Here is a 15,080-nt window from a genome sequence, read left to right on the forward strand (position 1 = left end):
ACGACCGAACCCAGTCATTGACCGAGTCTTATCGACGGCTGGAACAAATGGTGGTCCGTGACCGGCTCACCGGCATGTTCAACCGGGTACGAATAGACGAGGTATTGGAACAGGAATTCGTGCGGGCCAAGCGCTATCAGCGCCACTTTTCCGTGATATTCATTGACCTGGACCGCTTCAAGAACGTCAATGACAACCATGGCCACCTGGCCGGCGACGAAATCCTCAAGACCCTGGCTACGTATATTCAGGACAATATCCGGATCACAGACACTGCCGCACGATGGGGCGGGGAAGAGTTTCTGGTGGTACTGCCGGAAACCAGCATGGAAGAGGCCTATCAGGTGGCGGAGAAGCTAAGACAGGCCTTCGAACGGGAACCCTTTGAACTGGACGATCAGCAAATCCATATTACTCTGAGCCTGGGCGTTGCGGCCTGCCAGCCTGGCGACAGCATTGAGGCCATTCTTGCGCGTGCCGACAAGGCCTTGTACGAGGCCAAGCGCAACGGCCGCAATCAGACGGTGGTTTCCGGTAGTTGCTGAATCTCCCCCTCGTCCAGCGGCCCAAGGAGTCAAGTCTGTCATGTCCCTGCGTATTGTTCTGTTGATTCTAGGTCTGAGCCTGCCGCTTTCGGCCTTCGCCCAGGGCCCGGTGCCGCCAGAAGACCCGGTGGATGAAGATGCCGGGGAAATGGCCATGGACCGGGAGGCGGACCTGGAAGCCTTCGTGGACGGCATCGTCGCGGCACGCATGGACAGTGACCGACTGGCGGGGGCCACGGTAGCCGTGGTGCATCGAGGTGAGGTGCAGTTGCTCAAGGGCTACGGCAAACGGGATGGTGATGGCACCCCGGTGGATGCCGAGAAAACCCTGTTCCGGATCGCCTCCATCTCAAAGCCCTTTGTCTGGGTCGCCCTGATGCAATTGGACGAAAGGGGGCTGATTTCACTGGATGACCCGGCCAATGATCACCTTCCCGACACACTGCAGCTTCCCCCGGGCCTGGACGGCGAGCCCATCCGCATCCATCACCTGATGAGCCACAACGCCGGCTTCGAGGACTCGGCCCTGGGGCATTTGCTGGAACGGGAGGTGGAAAACCTCCGCCCCCTGAATGAATATCTCGACCGGGTGCGTCCCGAACTGGTGCGCCCGCCCGGTGAACTGGCCACCTATTCCAACTGGGCCAGCGCACTGGCCGGCGCCCTGGTGGCCGAGGTCAGCGGCCTGGGTTTCGAGGAATACGTGGAGGAATACATCTTCGCGCCACTGGGCATGGAACGCTCGACCTTCAGGGAGACCTATTCCCCGGACGAAGTGCATGAAGACATGCCGGCACCCGTGGCCGAGGAATTGGCCGAGCATTTCGCCGAGGGTTTTCGGGAACAGGCTGGTGTACTGGAGCCGGCCTATTTCGAATACCTTGCCCACACGGCGCCCTCCGGCGGAATGTCTGCCACGGCCGCCGACATGGCAAATTTCATGCTCGCCCTGCTCAACGAGGGTGAGCTGAACGGCGACCGGATTCTCGCCGACGACACCGCCCGACGCATGAGCCAGACACGGTTCAGTAATGCCGAGGGCATGAATGGCCTGGCCCACGGATTCATTGAATATCGCTTCGACAACGGTCTCCGCGGCTATGGCCACGGCGGCGCGCTGGTGCATTTTTTCTCCGGCATGGTTCTGGTACCCGAACTGGAGCTGGGCATCTTCGTCTCCACCAACACAGCCGGTGGACGCGGCTTCAGCCAGGCCTTGCCGCGCCATGTGGTCGCTCGCTTTCAAGCCGAGCCGGGCGAGCAGCCCGAAGCCGCCGGTAACGATGAGCTTACAGAAAGGCTGGAAGACTATGCGGGCAGCTATCGTCATACCCGCCGCAGCTACAGCGGAGTGGAGAAAATCACCGCCATCGACAACGTGATGAAGGTTGATGTACACGACGATGGCTATTTAATCACCCACATGGGAGGCCAGACCCGGCGCTGGCTGCCAGTGGACGGGCAGGTGCATCTCTTTGAGCGAGTGGATGGCCCGGACCGCCTTGCCTTTGGTGAGAGCCCCGGTGGCGATATCAACCGGTTCTACCATCCCAGCGGCATCAATGCCGGTGAGCGCATCGGCTTCTTCGGCACCGGCCAGTGGCTGTTTACCATTATGGGCATTACTGGTCTGGCTGCCCTATGGCAGCTGGGCGGATTCTGGATCCGTCGCCGACAGCGGCTGAACGAAACCACGGCGGAACGCACGGCAAGCTGCTTGATGCTGGCCTGGTCGCTGGGCTGGATCTCGGCACTGGTCCTGGCCTGGCAGGCCATGAGCGCCATTCGCGGCGCTGGCGCGGAGAACCTTTTTCTCTGGCCATTGCCCATACTCCAGGGCTGGGTACTGATCAACAATCTTGCTGTCTTGCTGAGCCTGCTGGCAGTAATCAGCATTGTGCCCCTGTGGCGGACACGCACCTGGTCCCTGCGCCAGCGCCTGTATCATATTGTGGCTGTATTCGCGGGCCTGGCCCTGGCCATGACCCTTAACGACTGGAACCTGATTGGGTGGCGATTCTGATGAAAACACCGAGATCCTTGCTCTCACTCCTATTGATCCTGAGCCTGGCCGCCTGTGGTCAGGAACCCGCTGCCGAATCCAATGAAATGCTGGTCTACAAGACGCCGCAATGCGGCTGCTGCAGTGTCTGGGTGGATTACATAGAGGAAGCAGGCTTCGAGGTGGAGGCACGCGACGTGAGCCACCAGGAGCTCAACGAGATCAAGCGCGAAGCCGGCCTGCCCTTCAGCCTGGGCTCCTGTCACACGGCCTTCGTTGACGGCTATGTGGTGGAAGGCCATGTACCGGCGGAGCAGGTTCATCGTCTGCTGGAGGAGCGCCCCGACATCCTCGGCATTGCCGTCGCCGGCATGCCAATCGGTTCACCGGGCATGGAAATGGGCGACCGAAAAGACCCCTATGAGGTCCTGACTTTCAATGACGAAGGGGAAAGCGAAGTCTTCGCCCGTTATCATCAGGAAGAGTGAGGTAACAGACTCACCATCGGGGGTGCCCCTAGGCGCCGCTGCCAGATCCGGCTCGCTGCCAGGGCCAGGAGGGAAACGGGTACCAGCCAGGCGAAAAAGGCAGCGAATGCACCCAGGCCCGGCAGGCCCAGCAGGAGAATCAGACTGGGCGCGCAGCAGGCACCACCGGCCAGCAGGGCGGGCAAGGCACCGGACAGGCTGCCGCTAGCGCTGTAGCGGCAGCTGGGATTGGCCCGCAAATGCAAAACCCCGTGCAGGTTGGCGGCCAGCAATCCGGCCAGTAGCACGGTCATTGCCAGATTCAGTGGGCTGATCAGGATCACCAGATAGCCCGCTTCAATCATGACCACCGGCTCGAACTGGAAAACCGCCCGCGCACTCAGGATGCGCTCAAGGCTCAACTCTCCCACCATCAGCCCCCACAGGGAACTGTCCATCACATCGATATCGCCAATGGCGTAGAGGTAGAAGCCTGCATAGGCCAGAGCTGCTGACAGGGGCAGCCAGAGCGCGTGGCGGACAACCTGGTCTGTCGAATCACTCATCGCCATCCAGTACCACGGTCATGGGGTAGAAGGCGTACCAGGCAAACCACATGGCCTCGAAGCCGTTAACGGTGTCCAGTTCCTGTAGCCCGGGAGCACTGGGACCGGAAGGCCCAAAGCTCACGGCACTGGGGTCTTCGGGAAAATCACTGGCCTGTCCCCGGAATACCCAGGCGGTCTCAAGGCCGTCGTCATAAATCACCAGGAAGTCGTCGGAGACGCCGCTGTAGCTCAGGTAGCCGGCCTCGGCGAGGGCATCCATATCTACCGCCACAGCCTCCTCGGAAGTCCGGAAACCAAAGATCTCCCGCTTGGCATCAAAGCGCTCATTCTCATTCATGACCGGGAAGATGCGGTCACTGCCCTCGGCATAATAGCCGGTACGCGGGTTGTAGCCGCCGTAGGGGTCGCGGCGATAATTGCGCACATGACCGGTTCGCCGTGACAGCACCTCGGTGTCCGGGTGACGGGCAAGCCAGTTATCCCAGCGAGTCCAGAATACCCGTTGCTCAACCAGACCTTCCCCTGCGTGCGGGCCGGCCGCCGCCGCGCCTAGGATCTGCGGCCAATAGCTATCCGAGTGGCGGTCGTACATGAGCAGATTGCTGTTGACCAGGCGACCGGAGACACCCAGTTCGGTCTCGCCCCGCTTGTAGCCAATCCCGGTACCGGTCAGCGGGCAGTAGGTCACCGCAACATTCTCCCCGCCAACGGTGTCATTGACGATTTCGTGCCAGACCAGGACCGACTGCGGATAGGCCCGCGCCTCGCCATTGATGTAGATACCGATGATCTTGTCACCCCCCTCCAACCAGTCATCGGCCAAATCCGCGCTGATAAAACGAGGCGAATCAATGGACGGGATGCCGTCCTTGCCGGGGCCGCCGGACAGGGACTGATCCCAGTAGGCCGAGACCTCACCGTCGACGATGTTGGCCGTGGTCGTCGGAATCGGCTTGTCGGCAAATGCAGGCGTGGCCGCAATGGCCAGGAGACTGAGGCCCAGATAGCTGCGCATGGTCACTACTCCCCGCGGTGGCTGTGTCTCAGGATGGACGGCCATTGGCAGCAGCTTGTTACAGTGTATTTGGGCCGATGGCGGAGCTCATCGAAACCGGTAACGCCGATGGCACCGCTGGTCGGCCCGGCCAGATTGAGCGGTATTCTCAGCTTGACAAACGGCATGGCATTGTTCCGCCTGCATGGCTGTGGAGGAAGTTGACTCAAAGTCCTCGAAAAAGCTTGACAAGTCATTCGGCGACGCGTCCACAACAGCGACCCCCCAGAGTTACCGACCAGCGACCAATCTCCTAGACATCTGTTTTATATCGTTTTTTTTGGCCTGTTTGCTGAATCGAGCACGTGGATGGGGCGTCATTTTTGAGAAAAACACACCAAGTGCATCTTTCCACAATATCTGTGGATAACCATGTGAATAAACCACTGATCCGGCTTCCCTGACGGGGCCGTTGTCAGATTGGGCATTTCTTGGTCACCGTGTCTGTGACGACCCAATTATCGGCGGTCGGGGCAGCCAGGCGGGACCGACTCAAGTAAGATGCTCGGCATCCACGGTTGAGGCCGTCAGCCGGCTCATCCTTTCCGGACCAGAACGAAGGAGCTGCTTCATGTACATGGGAATCAAGCATCTGCACATGGGCCTGGCACTGCTCAGCATCCTGGGCTTCATGCTGCGCGGTGGCTGGCTGCTGCTGACCGGCGACCGCCCCGGCTCCAGGCTGGCCAAGATCGCCCCCCATGTGGTGGATACCCTGTTGCTCCTCAGCGGCATCCTGCTGCTGGGCATGACCGGCTGGGCCTTTCTCTCCCAACCCTGGATGCTGGTGAAACTGGGGCTGGTGGCCCTCTACATCGGCGTCGGTATCGCCGCTTTCCGGGTGTCTGCCGGTGCGGCCCGCTGGGGGCTGTTCTTCCTCGCGGTGCTGGTCTTTCTGCAGACTATGTCGGTGGCTTTTTCCAAGTCCGCTCTGGGGCTTGCCGGTTTCGTGCTGTAAGCGGTGAGAAAAGCGGATTAATCGCTCATTTGGGCCTACTCTGAACAGAGAGGCATCAAGACTCCGGGCCGGTTGGGCCAGGGACGGGCCAGCTCGGCCCGTGCACCGGAGAGTCAGGCCCAATGACAAAAGCTTTTCGGCTGCGTCCAGCCCATCGCATAGCCAGAATCAACTACCTGCCCCGCGTACTGGGCTTTCTCTCCACGTTCGTGGCCATTCTCCTCATCACACCCGAACTGGAGCTGGGTACGCCCATCCTGCTGGCCGCGGTGGCGGCATTCCTTGTCTATCCACACCTGGCCTGGCTGCATACCCGCCTGGTCACCCACTCCAAACGCGCTGAACAGATCAATCTGCTCCTGGATTGCATTCTGCTCGGGACCTGGGCCGCGCTGCTGGCATTCAATCTGTGGATCACATTCTCCCTGCTGGTCAGCTCCTTGCTTAACAACTCGGTCAATGGCGGCCTCCCCCGCCTGGCTCTGGCCTTCGTCTGCTTTGTCCTCGGCGGCCTGCTCGGGGTAGGCATTGCAGGACCTGCCTTCGTGCCGACCGCGAGTCTGCCGGTAACCGCTTTTGTGATCATCACCACCCTGCTCTACATTCTCGGCGTGGGTGTCACCTATCACCGCCAGAATGGACAACTGGCTCGGGCCCACAAGGATATTGCCCGCAAGAACGATATCTTCCGCTCGCTGCTGGACATGGGTGTGCAGACCTATGAGGCGAAGGACGTTCCCGACCTGATACAGCGATCGCTCAGGCAGTTCAGGGCGCTATATCCCACACGCAGTTTCGGCATCGTGCTGTTCGATCGAGAACGGGCGGATCTGGTTCGCCATGCCGGATTTCTGGGTGCGGCGGAGAATTGTCGTCAGGCCCTGATGGACAGGCTCCGCACCCATAACCAAAGCTCGGAACGATATCGTCAGGCATGGCTGCAGCAGTCAGATCAGCGATTCCTGCTGATGCCCTTGCATCGCCACCTGCAGCAATCCCCTGGCTACCTGATGGTCGATAGCCAGCCGAACGATGATGCCGAAAGTGCCCTGCCGCTTTTTGTCGACCAGCTTGGGGCCGCCCTGGAAAACCAGTTGCTGACCCAGGAACTGCGCAAGCTCGCCGAAACCGATGGCCTCACCGGTCTGTTCAACCGAGCCTTCTTCGAAGAACAACTGGCCCATGCCATCTGGCTCAAGAAAACCCACAGCGAACCGGATTTCTCGGTGGTGATGATTGATCTGATCGGACTGAAGAGAATTAACGATCACCATGGTCACGAAAGCGGGGATGAACTGATTCGGCAGGTGGCCAGGCAGTTGAAAAAGCAGGCCCGCCGTAGTGATGTGGCAGCCCGCTACGGTGGTGACGAGTTTGTGATTCTATGCCATGACTGTGCTGAGTCCGATGCCCAGCGCGCGGTGGAACGTCTGACGACAGCCTGCCAGGGCCGGGAATGCGAGATAGCCCTGTCGGGAGACCGCCGACTGAATCTCGCCGTGAACATCAGCGTGGGTGTTGCCGGTTCTGACCAGCACCCGCCAGACCGGGTCTTGCGACTTGCCGACCAGCGGATGTACGAGGACAAGGAAGCCTATTACCAGCAGCACAGCCGCTATCGTTAGCCGGCAGCACGCATGCCACCGCCACCACCGCTGGGCGGTGGGGTCCAGACATTGCTGATGGCCTGCCGGGCACCGGCAGGTAGGTCACGAGAGAAGCGCAAATGCTGGCGGCGGCCCTGCCCCATGACATCCACCCGCCCCACCGATACCCGGTGCAAACGAGCGATATCCCGACAGGCAGCGAGAAAGCCCGGGGACAACTGTCCCCGGGCTTCACTGATGCTCCCGTCGCGGAAACGAATTCGACCGCGAACACCCGCCAGGCGGGCCCAGATGGACAGCCTTGCGCTCACTTCACCTCCGGAGGCGTGATCTCCAGCACGTCTTTGTCGCCGACAATCCCTGCCCGGTGGAGTTCACGCATCAACGGCTGGATGCTCTCCAGGGCCCTCAATGCCGCTCGGCTGGCCACCGGTTCGGCGCGGCCGCCGGCCAACAGGTTGAGCCAGCCCTTGGGCTCGGGGTAGGTCTTGAGCTTGAGCGGGGCATCCACTTCCAGCTCAAGCAGTTCCCGCACCGCGGCCATCGCCTCGCCATAACCGCCGACCCCGTCCACCAGGCCACGATCCAGCGCCTGTTGCCCCGTCCAGATCCGCCCCTTGGCGAAGGCTTCAAGCTCGTCATAGCTCATGTTGCGCCCGGCGGCGGCCTTGGCCACAAAGTCCTCATAGACCCGGTCGAGCCAGTCCTGATGCCGCTGCCAGCCATGCTCGGTGTAATCATGGCCGCCGGAGTACATGCTGGCATTGTCCGCGGTGGTAACCGCATCCCAGCTGATGCCGAAGCGCTCCAGCCAGAAATCGGTGGTCAGGAACTTGCCTCCCAGCACCCCGATGGAACCGGTGATAGTGCCCGGCTGGGCGATGATACGGTCAGCCTCCATGGCCACGAAATAACCGCCGGAAGCGGCCACATTGCCCATGCTCACCACCACCGGCTTGCCTGCCTCCCGGGCCTTGCGGGTCATGGCCAGGATGGCGTCGGACGCCACATAGGAGCCACCGGGGCTGTCCACCCGAAACAGAATGGCCTTGATGCTGTCATCCTCGATGGCGTCCCGAAAGGCCCGGACCACGGTATCGGAGCCCATGGAAACGCTGCCGAAGACAGGGTCGTAGCCGCTCTCGCCGCGCATGACCCCGCCGGTACCGTGAATGACCGCCACGCCGGTGCCCCGCTTGTGGGGACGCCCCGCGAGCCGGAAGTAATGGCGCGACTCCATGGTGGTGAAACGGCCCACTTTTGCCTCGAGCAGGCCGTCGAGCTCATGGCGGTACGCCAGACCATCGATCAGGCCGGCATCCACGGCCTCCACGCCCAGGAAGGGTCCACGGTTGATCAGATCCCGGATTTCCAGGTCGCTGAGGCCCCGACTCTGGGCGATGTCACTGACCATTTCCTCGAAAAGGTCATCCAGCACGGCCTGCTCGGCCTCGCGGTGGGCCTCGGTAAACTCGGTTTCCGTGAAGGTATTCTTGGCATTCTTGTATTCATGGCGATGATCCATTCGCGGCTCGAGATCCAGCTTCTCGAGGGTTCCCGCCAGGAACATGCTTTCGCTGATCAGCCCCACCAGGCCGATGTCGCCGGATTCCTGCATGTGGATCTCGTCAAAGGCCGTGGCCAGGTAATAACCCTGGTTGCCCGGGCCCACTTCGCCAATGGTTTCGGCATAGGCAATCGCCGGCTTGCCCGACTCACGGAAGCGCTCGATGGCCTGGCGGATCTCCTGGACCGCGGCCATGCCCTGGCTGGCGCCGCCAACCCGGGCCACCAGGCCTTTCACCCGCCGGTCCTCGGCGGCCCGATCAATGGCTTCCACCAGATCGCGCAGGACCCAGCGATCCCCCATCATGGCGCGTGCCAGGGGGTCATCCGGGATCGATTCGATCACCGGCTGCTCCAGGTTGAGGCTGATGATGACCTCGGAAGGCACCCGCTCGCGGGCAAAGAAACTGCTGACCAGGGCGATCAGAACCCCCGCCAGCACCAGGGCACCGAGAACAGTGCATGTCTTCTTGATCCACTTCATGCTAACCCCCCGTTGTTGGGAACTGTATTGGCAAATTACACCACCCAATCAGCGGCGACAAGATGCGCAACGGCACCATTGCCACACCCCTCGCTGCAACCGCGTATATATAAATAAGTGTCTACATCGTTGGGAATTGCTCCAAATTGCACAGAACTTGCCCGGAATAGGCCAGCTCGGTAAACTTCCGGCCTCGCGTTTTCCGAGCAACGCTTTCTGCCGCGCGGCCCCGGCCGCGTCACCCCGCTGCTGAAGGAGCTGATCGTGCTGAAGTACACCGTCAGCCTGGCCGTGATAATGGCCATCATCTGGCTTCTCTTCTCCGGTATGTGGACGCACCCCATCATCGTGCCGCTGGGTGCGGCATCGGTGCTGCTCACGGTGTACCTGGCCACCCGGATGAAGATCATTGACCGCGAAGGGCATCCCTTGCATCTGCTGGTGCCCTCGCTCAAGTACTGGCCCTGGCTGCTGATGGAAATCAGCAAGTCCAATCTGATCGTCGCCCGCCACGTGCTGGCCGGCAAGAACAGCATCAATCCACGGATGGCAAGGGTCAAGGCCAGCCAGAAGACCGCCCTGGGCCGCACCATCTTCGCCAACTCCATCACCCTGACCCCCGGCACGGTAACCGTGCATGTGCGGGACAATGAGATCTGGTTCTACGCCCTCACCGAGGAGATCGAACAGGGCCTCAAGGATGGAGAAATGGACCGGCGGGCCACCGAATTCGAGGGAGAATCATAATGGAATTCGCCTTTATCGGAGCGGCGCTGGCCATTCTGGTGACCATGGGCCTGGCCCTGGTTCGCGCCTTCGTGGGCCCGACCACCTATGACCGCATCCTGGCGGTGAACGTCTTTGGCACCAAGACCGTGCTGATGATTGCCGTCATCGGTTTCATCGTCGGTCGCCCGGAGTTCATCGACATCGCCATCGTCTATGCCCTGATCAACTTCATCGGCATTGTTGCCGTGCTGAAGTTCTTCGAGTACGGCAGCTTCGCCGGAAAGTCCACGGATGTGGACGAACGGGAGGAACATTGATGGAACTCGTGCTCAACATCATCAGCATGGTGTTGCTGGCAGCCGGTTCCCTGCTGCTGCTGATTGGCGGCCTGGGCCTGTTGCGGTTTCCGGACTTCTACTCCCGGATTCAGGCGGCTGGCATCACCGACACCCTCTGCTCGATTTTTATCCTGGTGGGGCTGATGCTTCAGGCGGATTCCCTGCCCACCGGCGGGAAACTGCTGTTTACCCTGCTGTTTCTCCTGTTTACGGCGCCCACTGCCAGCCATGCTCTGGCCAAGGCGGCCCGTCATAGCAAGCTGGATCCCTGGCGACCCGGGGAAGGGGGTGCGTCATCGAAGCGCTGATCGATATCATCCTGCTGGCCTTTCTGGCCATGGTGGCCATTGCCATCGTCAAGATCCGCAATCTGTTTGCGGTGACCATGCTCACCGGCATCTATAGCCTGCTGGCAGCCTCCCTGTTCGTGGTCATGGATGCGGTGGACGTGGCCCTGACCGAGGCGGCAGTCGGGGCCGGCATCATGATCATCCTGATGCTGGGCACCCTGGCGCTGACCACCAGCAAGGAAAAGAACCACGGCAAGGGACAGAACCTGCTCGCCCTGGTGGTGGTTTTCATCACTGGTGGCGGCCTGATCTATGGCACCCTGGACATGCCCCACTACGGGGATCCTGAAGCGCCGGCGCATACCCACCTTTCTCCCCACTTCACGCAGGAGTCGGTGGACGAGATCGGCATTCCCAACATGGTGACTTCCGTACTCGCCAGCTATCGAGGCATCGATACCCTGGGCGAGGCGGTCGTGATCTATGCCGCCGCCGTGGGCGTGCTTCTGGTGCTGGGCAGTGGCGCGGTGCGCCGTCGCCGCAAGGACGATCCCAAGGCCAATCCCAAGGCCAATGGCGGGGAGGAACGCTCATGAATCAGTATGTGGTGCTTCGGGTCATCACCAAGCTGATGATCCCGGTGATCCTGCTTTACGGCCTTTACATCCAGTTCCACGGAGAATACAGCCCGGGGGGCGGCTTTCAGGCCGGGATCATCTTTGCCGCCGGCTTCGTCATCTACAGCCTGATCTATGGTCTGGACAAGGCACAGGAAGCCATCTCCCCGGAAGCGGCCCATATCCTGGCCGCCCTGGGCGTGCTGCTGTACATCGGCATCGGCATTGCCTCCTTCTTCCTGGGTGGCAACTTCCTGGAATACAAGGTCCTGCTGCCGGATGACCATGCCGGTGAAACCTTCGGCATCATCGGCATCGAGCTGGGTGTCGGCATTACCGTCGCCACGGTTGCCCTGACACTGTTCTATTCATTTGCCGGCCGGGAGCGTGACTGATGGAATGGCTTGGCCTGTATAACTACTGGGTAGTCGTCGTCCTGATGATGGTGGGTTTTTACATCGTCATCGCCCAGGGCAATCTGGTGAAGAAGATCGTGGGCCTGAACATCTTTCAGACCTCGGTGTTCATTTTCTTCATCAGCCTGGCGAAGCTGGATGGCGGCACGGCGCCGGTTTATGTGGAAGGCATCACCGAGTACTCCAATCCCCTGCCCCACGTGCTCATCCTCACCGCCATTGTGGTCGGCGTCGCGCTGACCGCCATGGGCCTGGCCCTGGTGGTCCGGGTTCATGAACTGTATGGCTCCATTGAGGAAGACGAGATTCACGAACAGGACGGGAAACACTAATGGACCTTCTCATCCAACATCTGCCTGCCCTGCAGGTGGTGCTGCCCATGCTGGCCGCGCCCATCGTGATGCTGATGGCGCGCGCCCCGCGACTGGCCTGGGCGGCCACCACGCTGACAACCTGGCTCACCCTTGGCGTTTCCATCCTGCTGGTTCAGCAGGTCCTGCTGCACGGCAGTATTTCCTATCACATGGGCGGCTGGGTGCCGCCGGTGGGTATCGAATACTTCGTTGATCCGGCGAACATTGTCGTTCTCCTGATCATCTCCCTGATGGGTGCGATATCCATGCCCTTCGCCCTGCGAAGCGTGGAACAGGAAGTGGACAAGGCCAAACACGGACTGTTCTATGCCGCCTTCCTGCTGGCCAACTGCGGCCTGCTGGGGATTACCATCACGGGCGATGCCTTCAACATCTTCGTGTTCTTCGAGATTTCCGCCCTGGCATCCTATGCCCTGATTGCCATGGGCAAGGACCGTCGTGCGGTGATGTCGTCCTATCAGTACCTGGTCATGGGCACGGTGGGCACCACCTTCCTGCTCATCGGCATTGGTTTCATGTACATCATGACCGGGACGCTGAACCTGATCGATCTGGCCCAGCGTCTGCCGGAGGTCAATGACACTGGCACCATCCGGGCAGCCTTTGCCTTCCTGGTGGTGGGGATCTCGCTCAAGCTGGCCCTGTTCCCCCTGCACTTGTGGCTGCCCAACGCCTATACCTATGCGCCGTCCATGATCACCGTCTTTCTGTCGGCGACGGCAACCAAAGTGGCCATTTACGTACTCTTGCGGATCATCTTCAGCGTCTTTGGCTATGAGTTCAGCTTCTCGGAGCTGAATCTGGGTTATGTGCTGATGCCGCTGGCCATGCTGGGCATTCTGATTCCGTCCATCGTTGCCATCTTCCAGACCAACATCAAGCGCATGCTGGCCTACTCCAGTGTGGCCCAGGTGGGCTACATGATTCTCGGGGTCAGTTTTGCCAGCACCCTGGGCCTGATGGCCTCGGTGGTGCACCTGTTCAACCACGCCGTGACCAAGGCCGCGCTCTTCATGGCGCTGGCCTGCATCATCTATCGGGTAGGCGGTGTGTCGCTGGATCGCATGGCCGGGATTGCCAAGCAGATGCCCTGGACCATGGCGGCCTTTGTTCTCGCCGGCCTGTCCCTGATCGGCATCCCCCTGACCGTGGGCTTTGTCACTAAGTGGCATCTGTTGCTTGCCGCCCTGGAGGGTGGCCTCTGGCCGGTGGCGGTCTTCCTGCTGGGCACTTCCCTGCTGGCCACCATCTATATCTGGAAAGTGGTGGAAGCGGCCTACCTGAAGGAGCCCGCTGAAGGCGCTCAACCGGTGCGGGAAGCGCCCATGAGCCTGCTGCTGCCCACCTGGGCATTGACCGTGGCCTGCCTTTACTTCGGTATCGACACTTCACTGCCGGTGGACCTGGCCAATCGAGCTGCTGAAACCCTGATGGGAGGTTACCTGTGAATCAGGTCGTATTCCTGGAACCCGCGCTGGCCATTCAGCTGGCCCTGGCCATCCCGGCCCTGGGGACCGTGTTGATCGCCCTGACCGGCCGCTGGCCCAATCTGCGCGACACCCTCATGGTCGCCACCGCAGTTGCCATGTTCACCATGGTCCTGCAGGTCCTGCCGGAAGTGCTGGCTGGCGGCCGCCCCGGCGTCACCTTGTTCGAACTGTTTCCGGGCCTGCGCATTGCTTTCGAGGTGGAGCCGCTGGGGATGCTCTTCGGGCTCATTGCCTCGGGGCTATGGATCATCACCTCCCTGTACGCCATCGGCTACATGCGAGGCGCGGGCGAAGCCAATCACACCCGCTTCCATGCCTGTTTTGCGGTGGCCCTGTTCGCGGCGGTAGGCATTGCCTTCGCCCAGAACATGTTCACCCTGTTCATCTTCTACGAGATTCTCACCATCTCCACCTACCCCCTTGTGGCCCACAAGCAGAATGTGGCGGCGAAGATGGGGGCGCGGACCTATATCGGGCTGCTGCTGGGCACCTCCATCGGCTTCCAGCTGGTGGCCATCATCGCCACCTGGTGGATGACCGGCAGCCTGGACTTTACTGACGGCGGCATCATGGAAGGCCATGTGGGTTATGGCATGGGTGCCCTGCTGCTGGTGCTCTACATGTACGGCATTGGTAAGGCGGCCCTGATGCCTTTCCACCGCTGGCTGCCCTCGGCCATGGTGGCACCCACGCCGGTATCCGCACTGCTCCACGCCGTGGCCGTGGTGAAGGCCGGGGTGTTCACCGTGCTCAAGGTGGCCACCTACCTCTTCGGCCTGGATTATCTGTCCAACCTCTGGACCACGGAAGTGATCATGTACATTGCCGCCTTCTCCCTGTTGGCGGCATCCACCGTGGCCCTGCAAAAGGACAATCTCAAGGCCCGACTGGCCTATTCCACGGTCAGTCAGCTCTCCTATATCACTCTCGGCGCCATGCTGGTCAGTCAATTGGCCACCATTGGGGGCGGCATGCACATTGCCATGCACGCCTTCGGCAAGATCACGCTGTTCTTCTGTGCCGGCGCCATCTATGTGGCCAGCAAGAAGACCAATATCAGTGAAATGGATGGCATCGGCCGGCGCATGCCGTTCACCATGGGTGCCTTCCTGCTGGGTGCATTGTGCGTGATCGGGGCCCCGCCCATGGGCGGGCTGTGGAGTAAATGGCATCTGGTCGTCGGTGCCGCCGATGCCGGTCAGGTGCTGATGATCTTCGTGTTCATGATCAGCACCCTGCTCAACATCGCCTATCTGCTGACGCCGGTGGTCAGGGCCTTCATGCTGCCGCCCACGGACGGCTACAAGGGCGGCATCAAGGAAGCACCTCTGCTCTGCGTGGTTCCCCTGTCCATCACGGCCCTGGGCTGCGTGGCACTGTTCTTTATCGCTGATCCGCTGCGGAACATGCTCGCCGGCATCTTTGCCGGCTGACCTGACCAAACTGCGAGACCTGACATGATCGTAAAGTTTCTGGACATGCTGGTACGACATGGGACGCTGCTGAAGTGGGCCACGCTCGCTTTCATGGCGGTCCTGGTGATCGTCGATCTGATCCTGCCTTCGGCCTACGAC

17 protein-coding genes are annotated in these 15,080 nt (G+C 60.9%); 13 read left to right on the top strand and 4 right to left on the bottom strand.

Annotation, left to right across the window (positions count from 1 at the left end; genetic code table 11):
- From ACJWXQ_RS01720 to ACJWXQ_RS01730, 3 genes are all read left to right on the top strand, one after another.
- The coding region (locus tag ACJWXQ_RS01720) for a GGDEF domain-containing protein (RefSeq protein ID WP_406672028.1) at positions 1-545 on the top strand (545 nt) is incomplete at its 5' end.
- 40 nt (positions 546-585) lie between these two features.
- Positions 586-2,568 (top strand): serine hydrolase domain-containing protein, encoded by a 1,983-nt coding sequence (locus ACJWXQ_RS01725; protein ID WP_406672029.1) that lies wholly within the window; start codon positions 586-588, stop codon positions 2,566-2,568.
- Entirely contained in the window at positions 2,568-3,035 is a 468-nt protein-coding gene (locus ACJWXQ_RS01730) for a DUF411 domain-containing protein (RefSeq protein ID WP_346049958.1), read from the top strand. The genes ACJWXQ_RS01725 and ACJWXQ_RS01730 overlap by 1 nt, the downstream gene beginning before the upstream one ends.
- Here ACJWXQ_RS01730 and ACJWXQ_RS01735 read toward each other — a convergent pair.
- A complete protein-coding gene (locus ACJWXQ_RS01735) occupies positions 3,023-3,580 on the bottom strand; it encodes a hypothetical protein (protein WP_346049956.1) in 558 nt (185 codons plus the stop codon). The two genes, ACJWXQ_RS01730 and ACJWXQ_RS01735, sit on opposite strands and share 13 nt — an antisense overlap.
- A complete protein-coding gene (locus ACJWXQ_RS01740; protein WP_406672030.1) occupies positions 3,573-4,598 on the bottom strand; it encodes a DUF3179 domain-containing protein in 1,026 nt (341 codons plus the stop codon). Before ACJWXQ_RS01740 ends, ACJWXQ_RS01735 begins: the two co-directional genes overlap by 8 nt.
- 610 nt (positions 4,599-5,208) lie before the next feature.
- Here ACJWXQ_RS01740 and ACJWXQ_RS01745 point away from each other — a divergent pair.
- Both ACJWXQ_RS01745 and ACJWXQ_RS01750 read left to right on the top strand, forming a co-directional pair.
- Positions 5,209-5,595 (top strand): SirB2 family protein, encoded by a 387-nt coding sequence (locus ACJWXQ_RS01745; RefSeq protein ID WP_346049952.1) that lies wholly within the window; start codon positions 5,209-5,211, stop codon positions 5,593-5,595.
- A 122-nt stretch (positions 5,596-5,717) separates the two neighbouring features.
- The gene (locus tag ACJWXQ_RS01750; protein ID WP_406672031.1) at positions 5,718-7,220 is read left to right on the top strand and encodes a diguanylate cyclase domain-containing protein; all 1,503 of its coding nucleotides are present in this window, start codon (positions 5,718-5,720) and stop codon (positions 7,218-7,220) included.
- Here ACJWXQ_RS01750 and ACJWXQ_RS01755 read toward each other — a convergent pair.
- Both ACJWXQ_RS01755 and sppA read right to left on the bottom strand, forming a co-directional pair.
- A complete protein-coding gene (locus ACJWXQ_RS01755) occupies positions 7,217-7,513 on the bottom strand; it encodes a DUF3634 family protein (protein ID WP_346049948.1) in 297 nt (98 codons plus the stop codon). The genes ACJWXQ_RS01750 and ACJWXQ_RS01755 overlap by 4 nt on opposite strands.
- Positions 7,510-9,252 carry a signal peptide peptidase SppA gene (gene sppA, locus ACJWXQ_RS01760; RefSeq protein ID WP_346049946.1) on the bottom strand — a complete coding sequence of 581 codons (1,743 nt, stop codon included), beginning with the start codon at positions 9,250-9,252 and terminating at the stop codon, positions 7,510-7,512. Before sppA ends, ACJWXQ_RS01755 begins: the two co-directional genes overlap by 4 nt.
- 264 nt (positions 9,253-9,516) lie before the next feature.
- Between sppA and ACJWXQ_RS01765 the strand changes: the two genes are divergently transcribed.
- From ACJWXQ_RS01765 to ACJWXQ_RS01800, 8 genes are read left to right on the top strand one after another with little or no spacing between them, the layout of a single operon-like run.
- A complete protein-coding gene (locus ACJWXQ_RS01765) occupies positions 9,517-9,999 on the top strand; it encodes a Na+/H+ antiporter subunit E (protein WP_346049944.1) in 483 nt (160 codons plus the stop codon).
- Positions 9,999-10,298, top strand: a complete 300-nt coding sequence (locus ACJWXQ_RS01770) for a monovalent cation/H+ antiporter complex subunit F (protein WP_346049942.1) — start codon at positions 9,999-10,001, stop codon at positions 10,296-10,298. The genes ACJWXQ_RS01765 and ACJWXQ_RS01770 overlap by 1 nt, the downstream gene beginning before the upstream one ends.
- On the top strand, positions 10,298-10,627 hold the full coding sequence (mnhG, locus tag ACJWXQ_RS01775) for a monovalent cation/H(+) antiporter subunit G (protein ID WP_346049940.1): 330 nt from the start codon (positions 10,298-10,300) through the stop codon (positions 10,625-10,627). The genes ACJWXQ_RS01770 and mnhG overlap by 1 nt, the downstream gene beginning before the upstream one ends.
- Positions 10,628-10,656: 29 nt before the next feature.
- On the top strand, positions 10,657-11,205 hold the full coding sequence (locus tag ACJWXQ_RS01780) for a DUF4040 domain-containing protein (RefSeq protein WP_346049938.1): 549 nt from the start codon (positions 10,657-10,659) through the stop codon (positions 11,203-11,205).
- Complete coding sequence (locus tag ACJWXQ_RS01785) at positions 11,202-11,621, top strand: Na(+)/H(+) antiporter subunit B (protein ID WP_406672032.1); 420 nt, start codon at positions 11,202-11,204, stop codon at positions 11,619-11,621. The genes ACJWXQ_RS01780 and ACJWXQ_RS01785 overlap by 4 nt, the downstream gene beginning before the upstream one ends.
- Positions 11,621-11,974 (top strand): cation:proton antiporter subunit C, encoded by a 354-nt coding sequence (locus tag ACJWXQ_RS01790; protein WP_346049934.1) that lies wholly within the window; start codon positions 11,621-11,623, stop codon positions 11,972-11,974. Before ACJWXQ_RS01785 ends, ACJWXQ_RS01790 begins: the two co-directional genes overlap by 1 nt.
- On the top strand, positions 11,974-13,464 hold the full coding sequence (locus ACJWXQ_RS01795) for a monovalent cation/H+ antiporter subunit D family protein (protein WP_346049932.1): 1,491 nt from the start codon (positions 11,974-11,976) through the stop codon (positions 13,462-13,464). Before ACJWXQ_RS01790 ends, ACJWXQ_RS01795 begins: the two co-directional genes overlap by 1 nt.
- Positions 13,461-14,939 carry a proton-conducting transporter membrane subunit gene (locus ACJWXQ_RS01800; RefSeq protein ID WP_346049930.1) on the top strand — a complete coding sequence of 493 codons (1,479 nt, stop codon included), beginning with the start codon at positions 13,461-13,463 and terminating at the stop codon, positions 14,937-14,939. Before ACJWXQ_RS01795 ends, ACJWXQ_RS01800 begins: the two co-directional genes overlap by 4 nt.
- Positions 14,940-15,080: the final 141 nt, after the last annotated feature.

The sequence above is a fragment of the Natronospira sp. genome (genome assembly GCF_007134575.1).
Taxonomy (GTDB): domain Bacteria; phylum Pseudomonadota; class Gammaproteobacteria; order Natronospirales; family Natronospiraceae; genus Natronospira; species Natronospira elongata.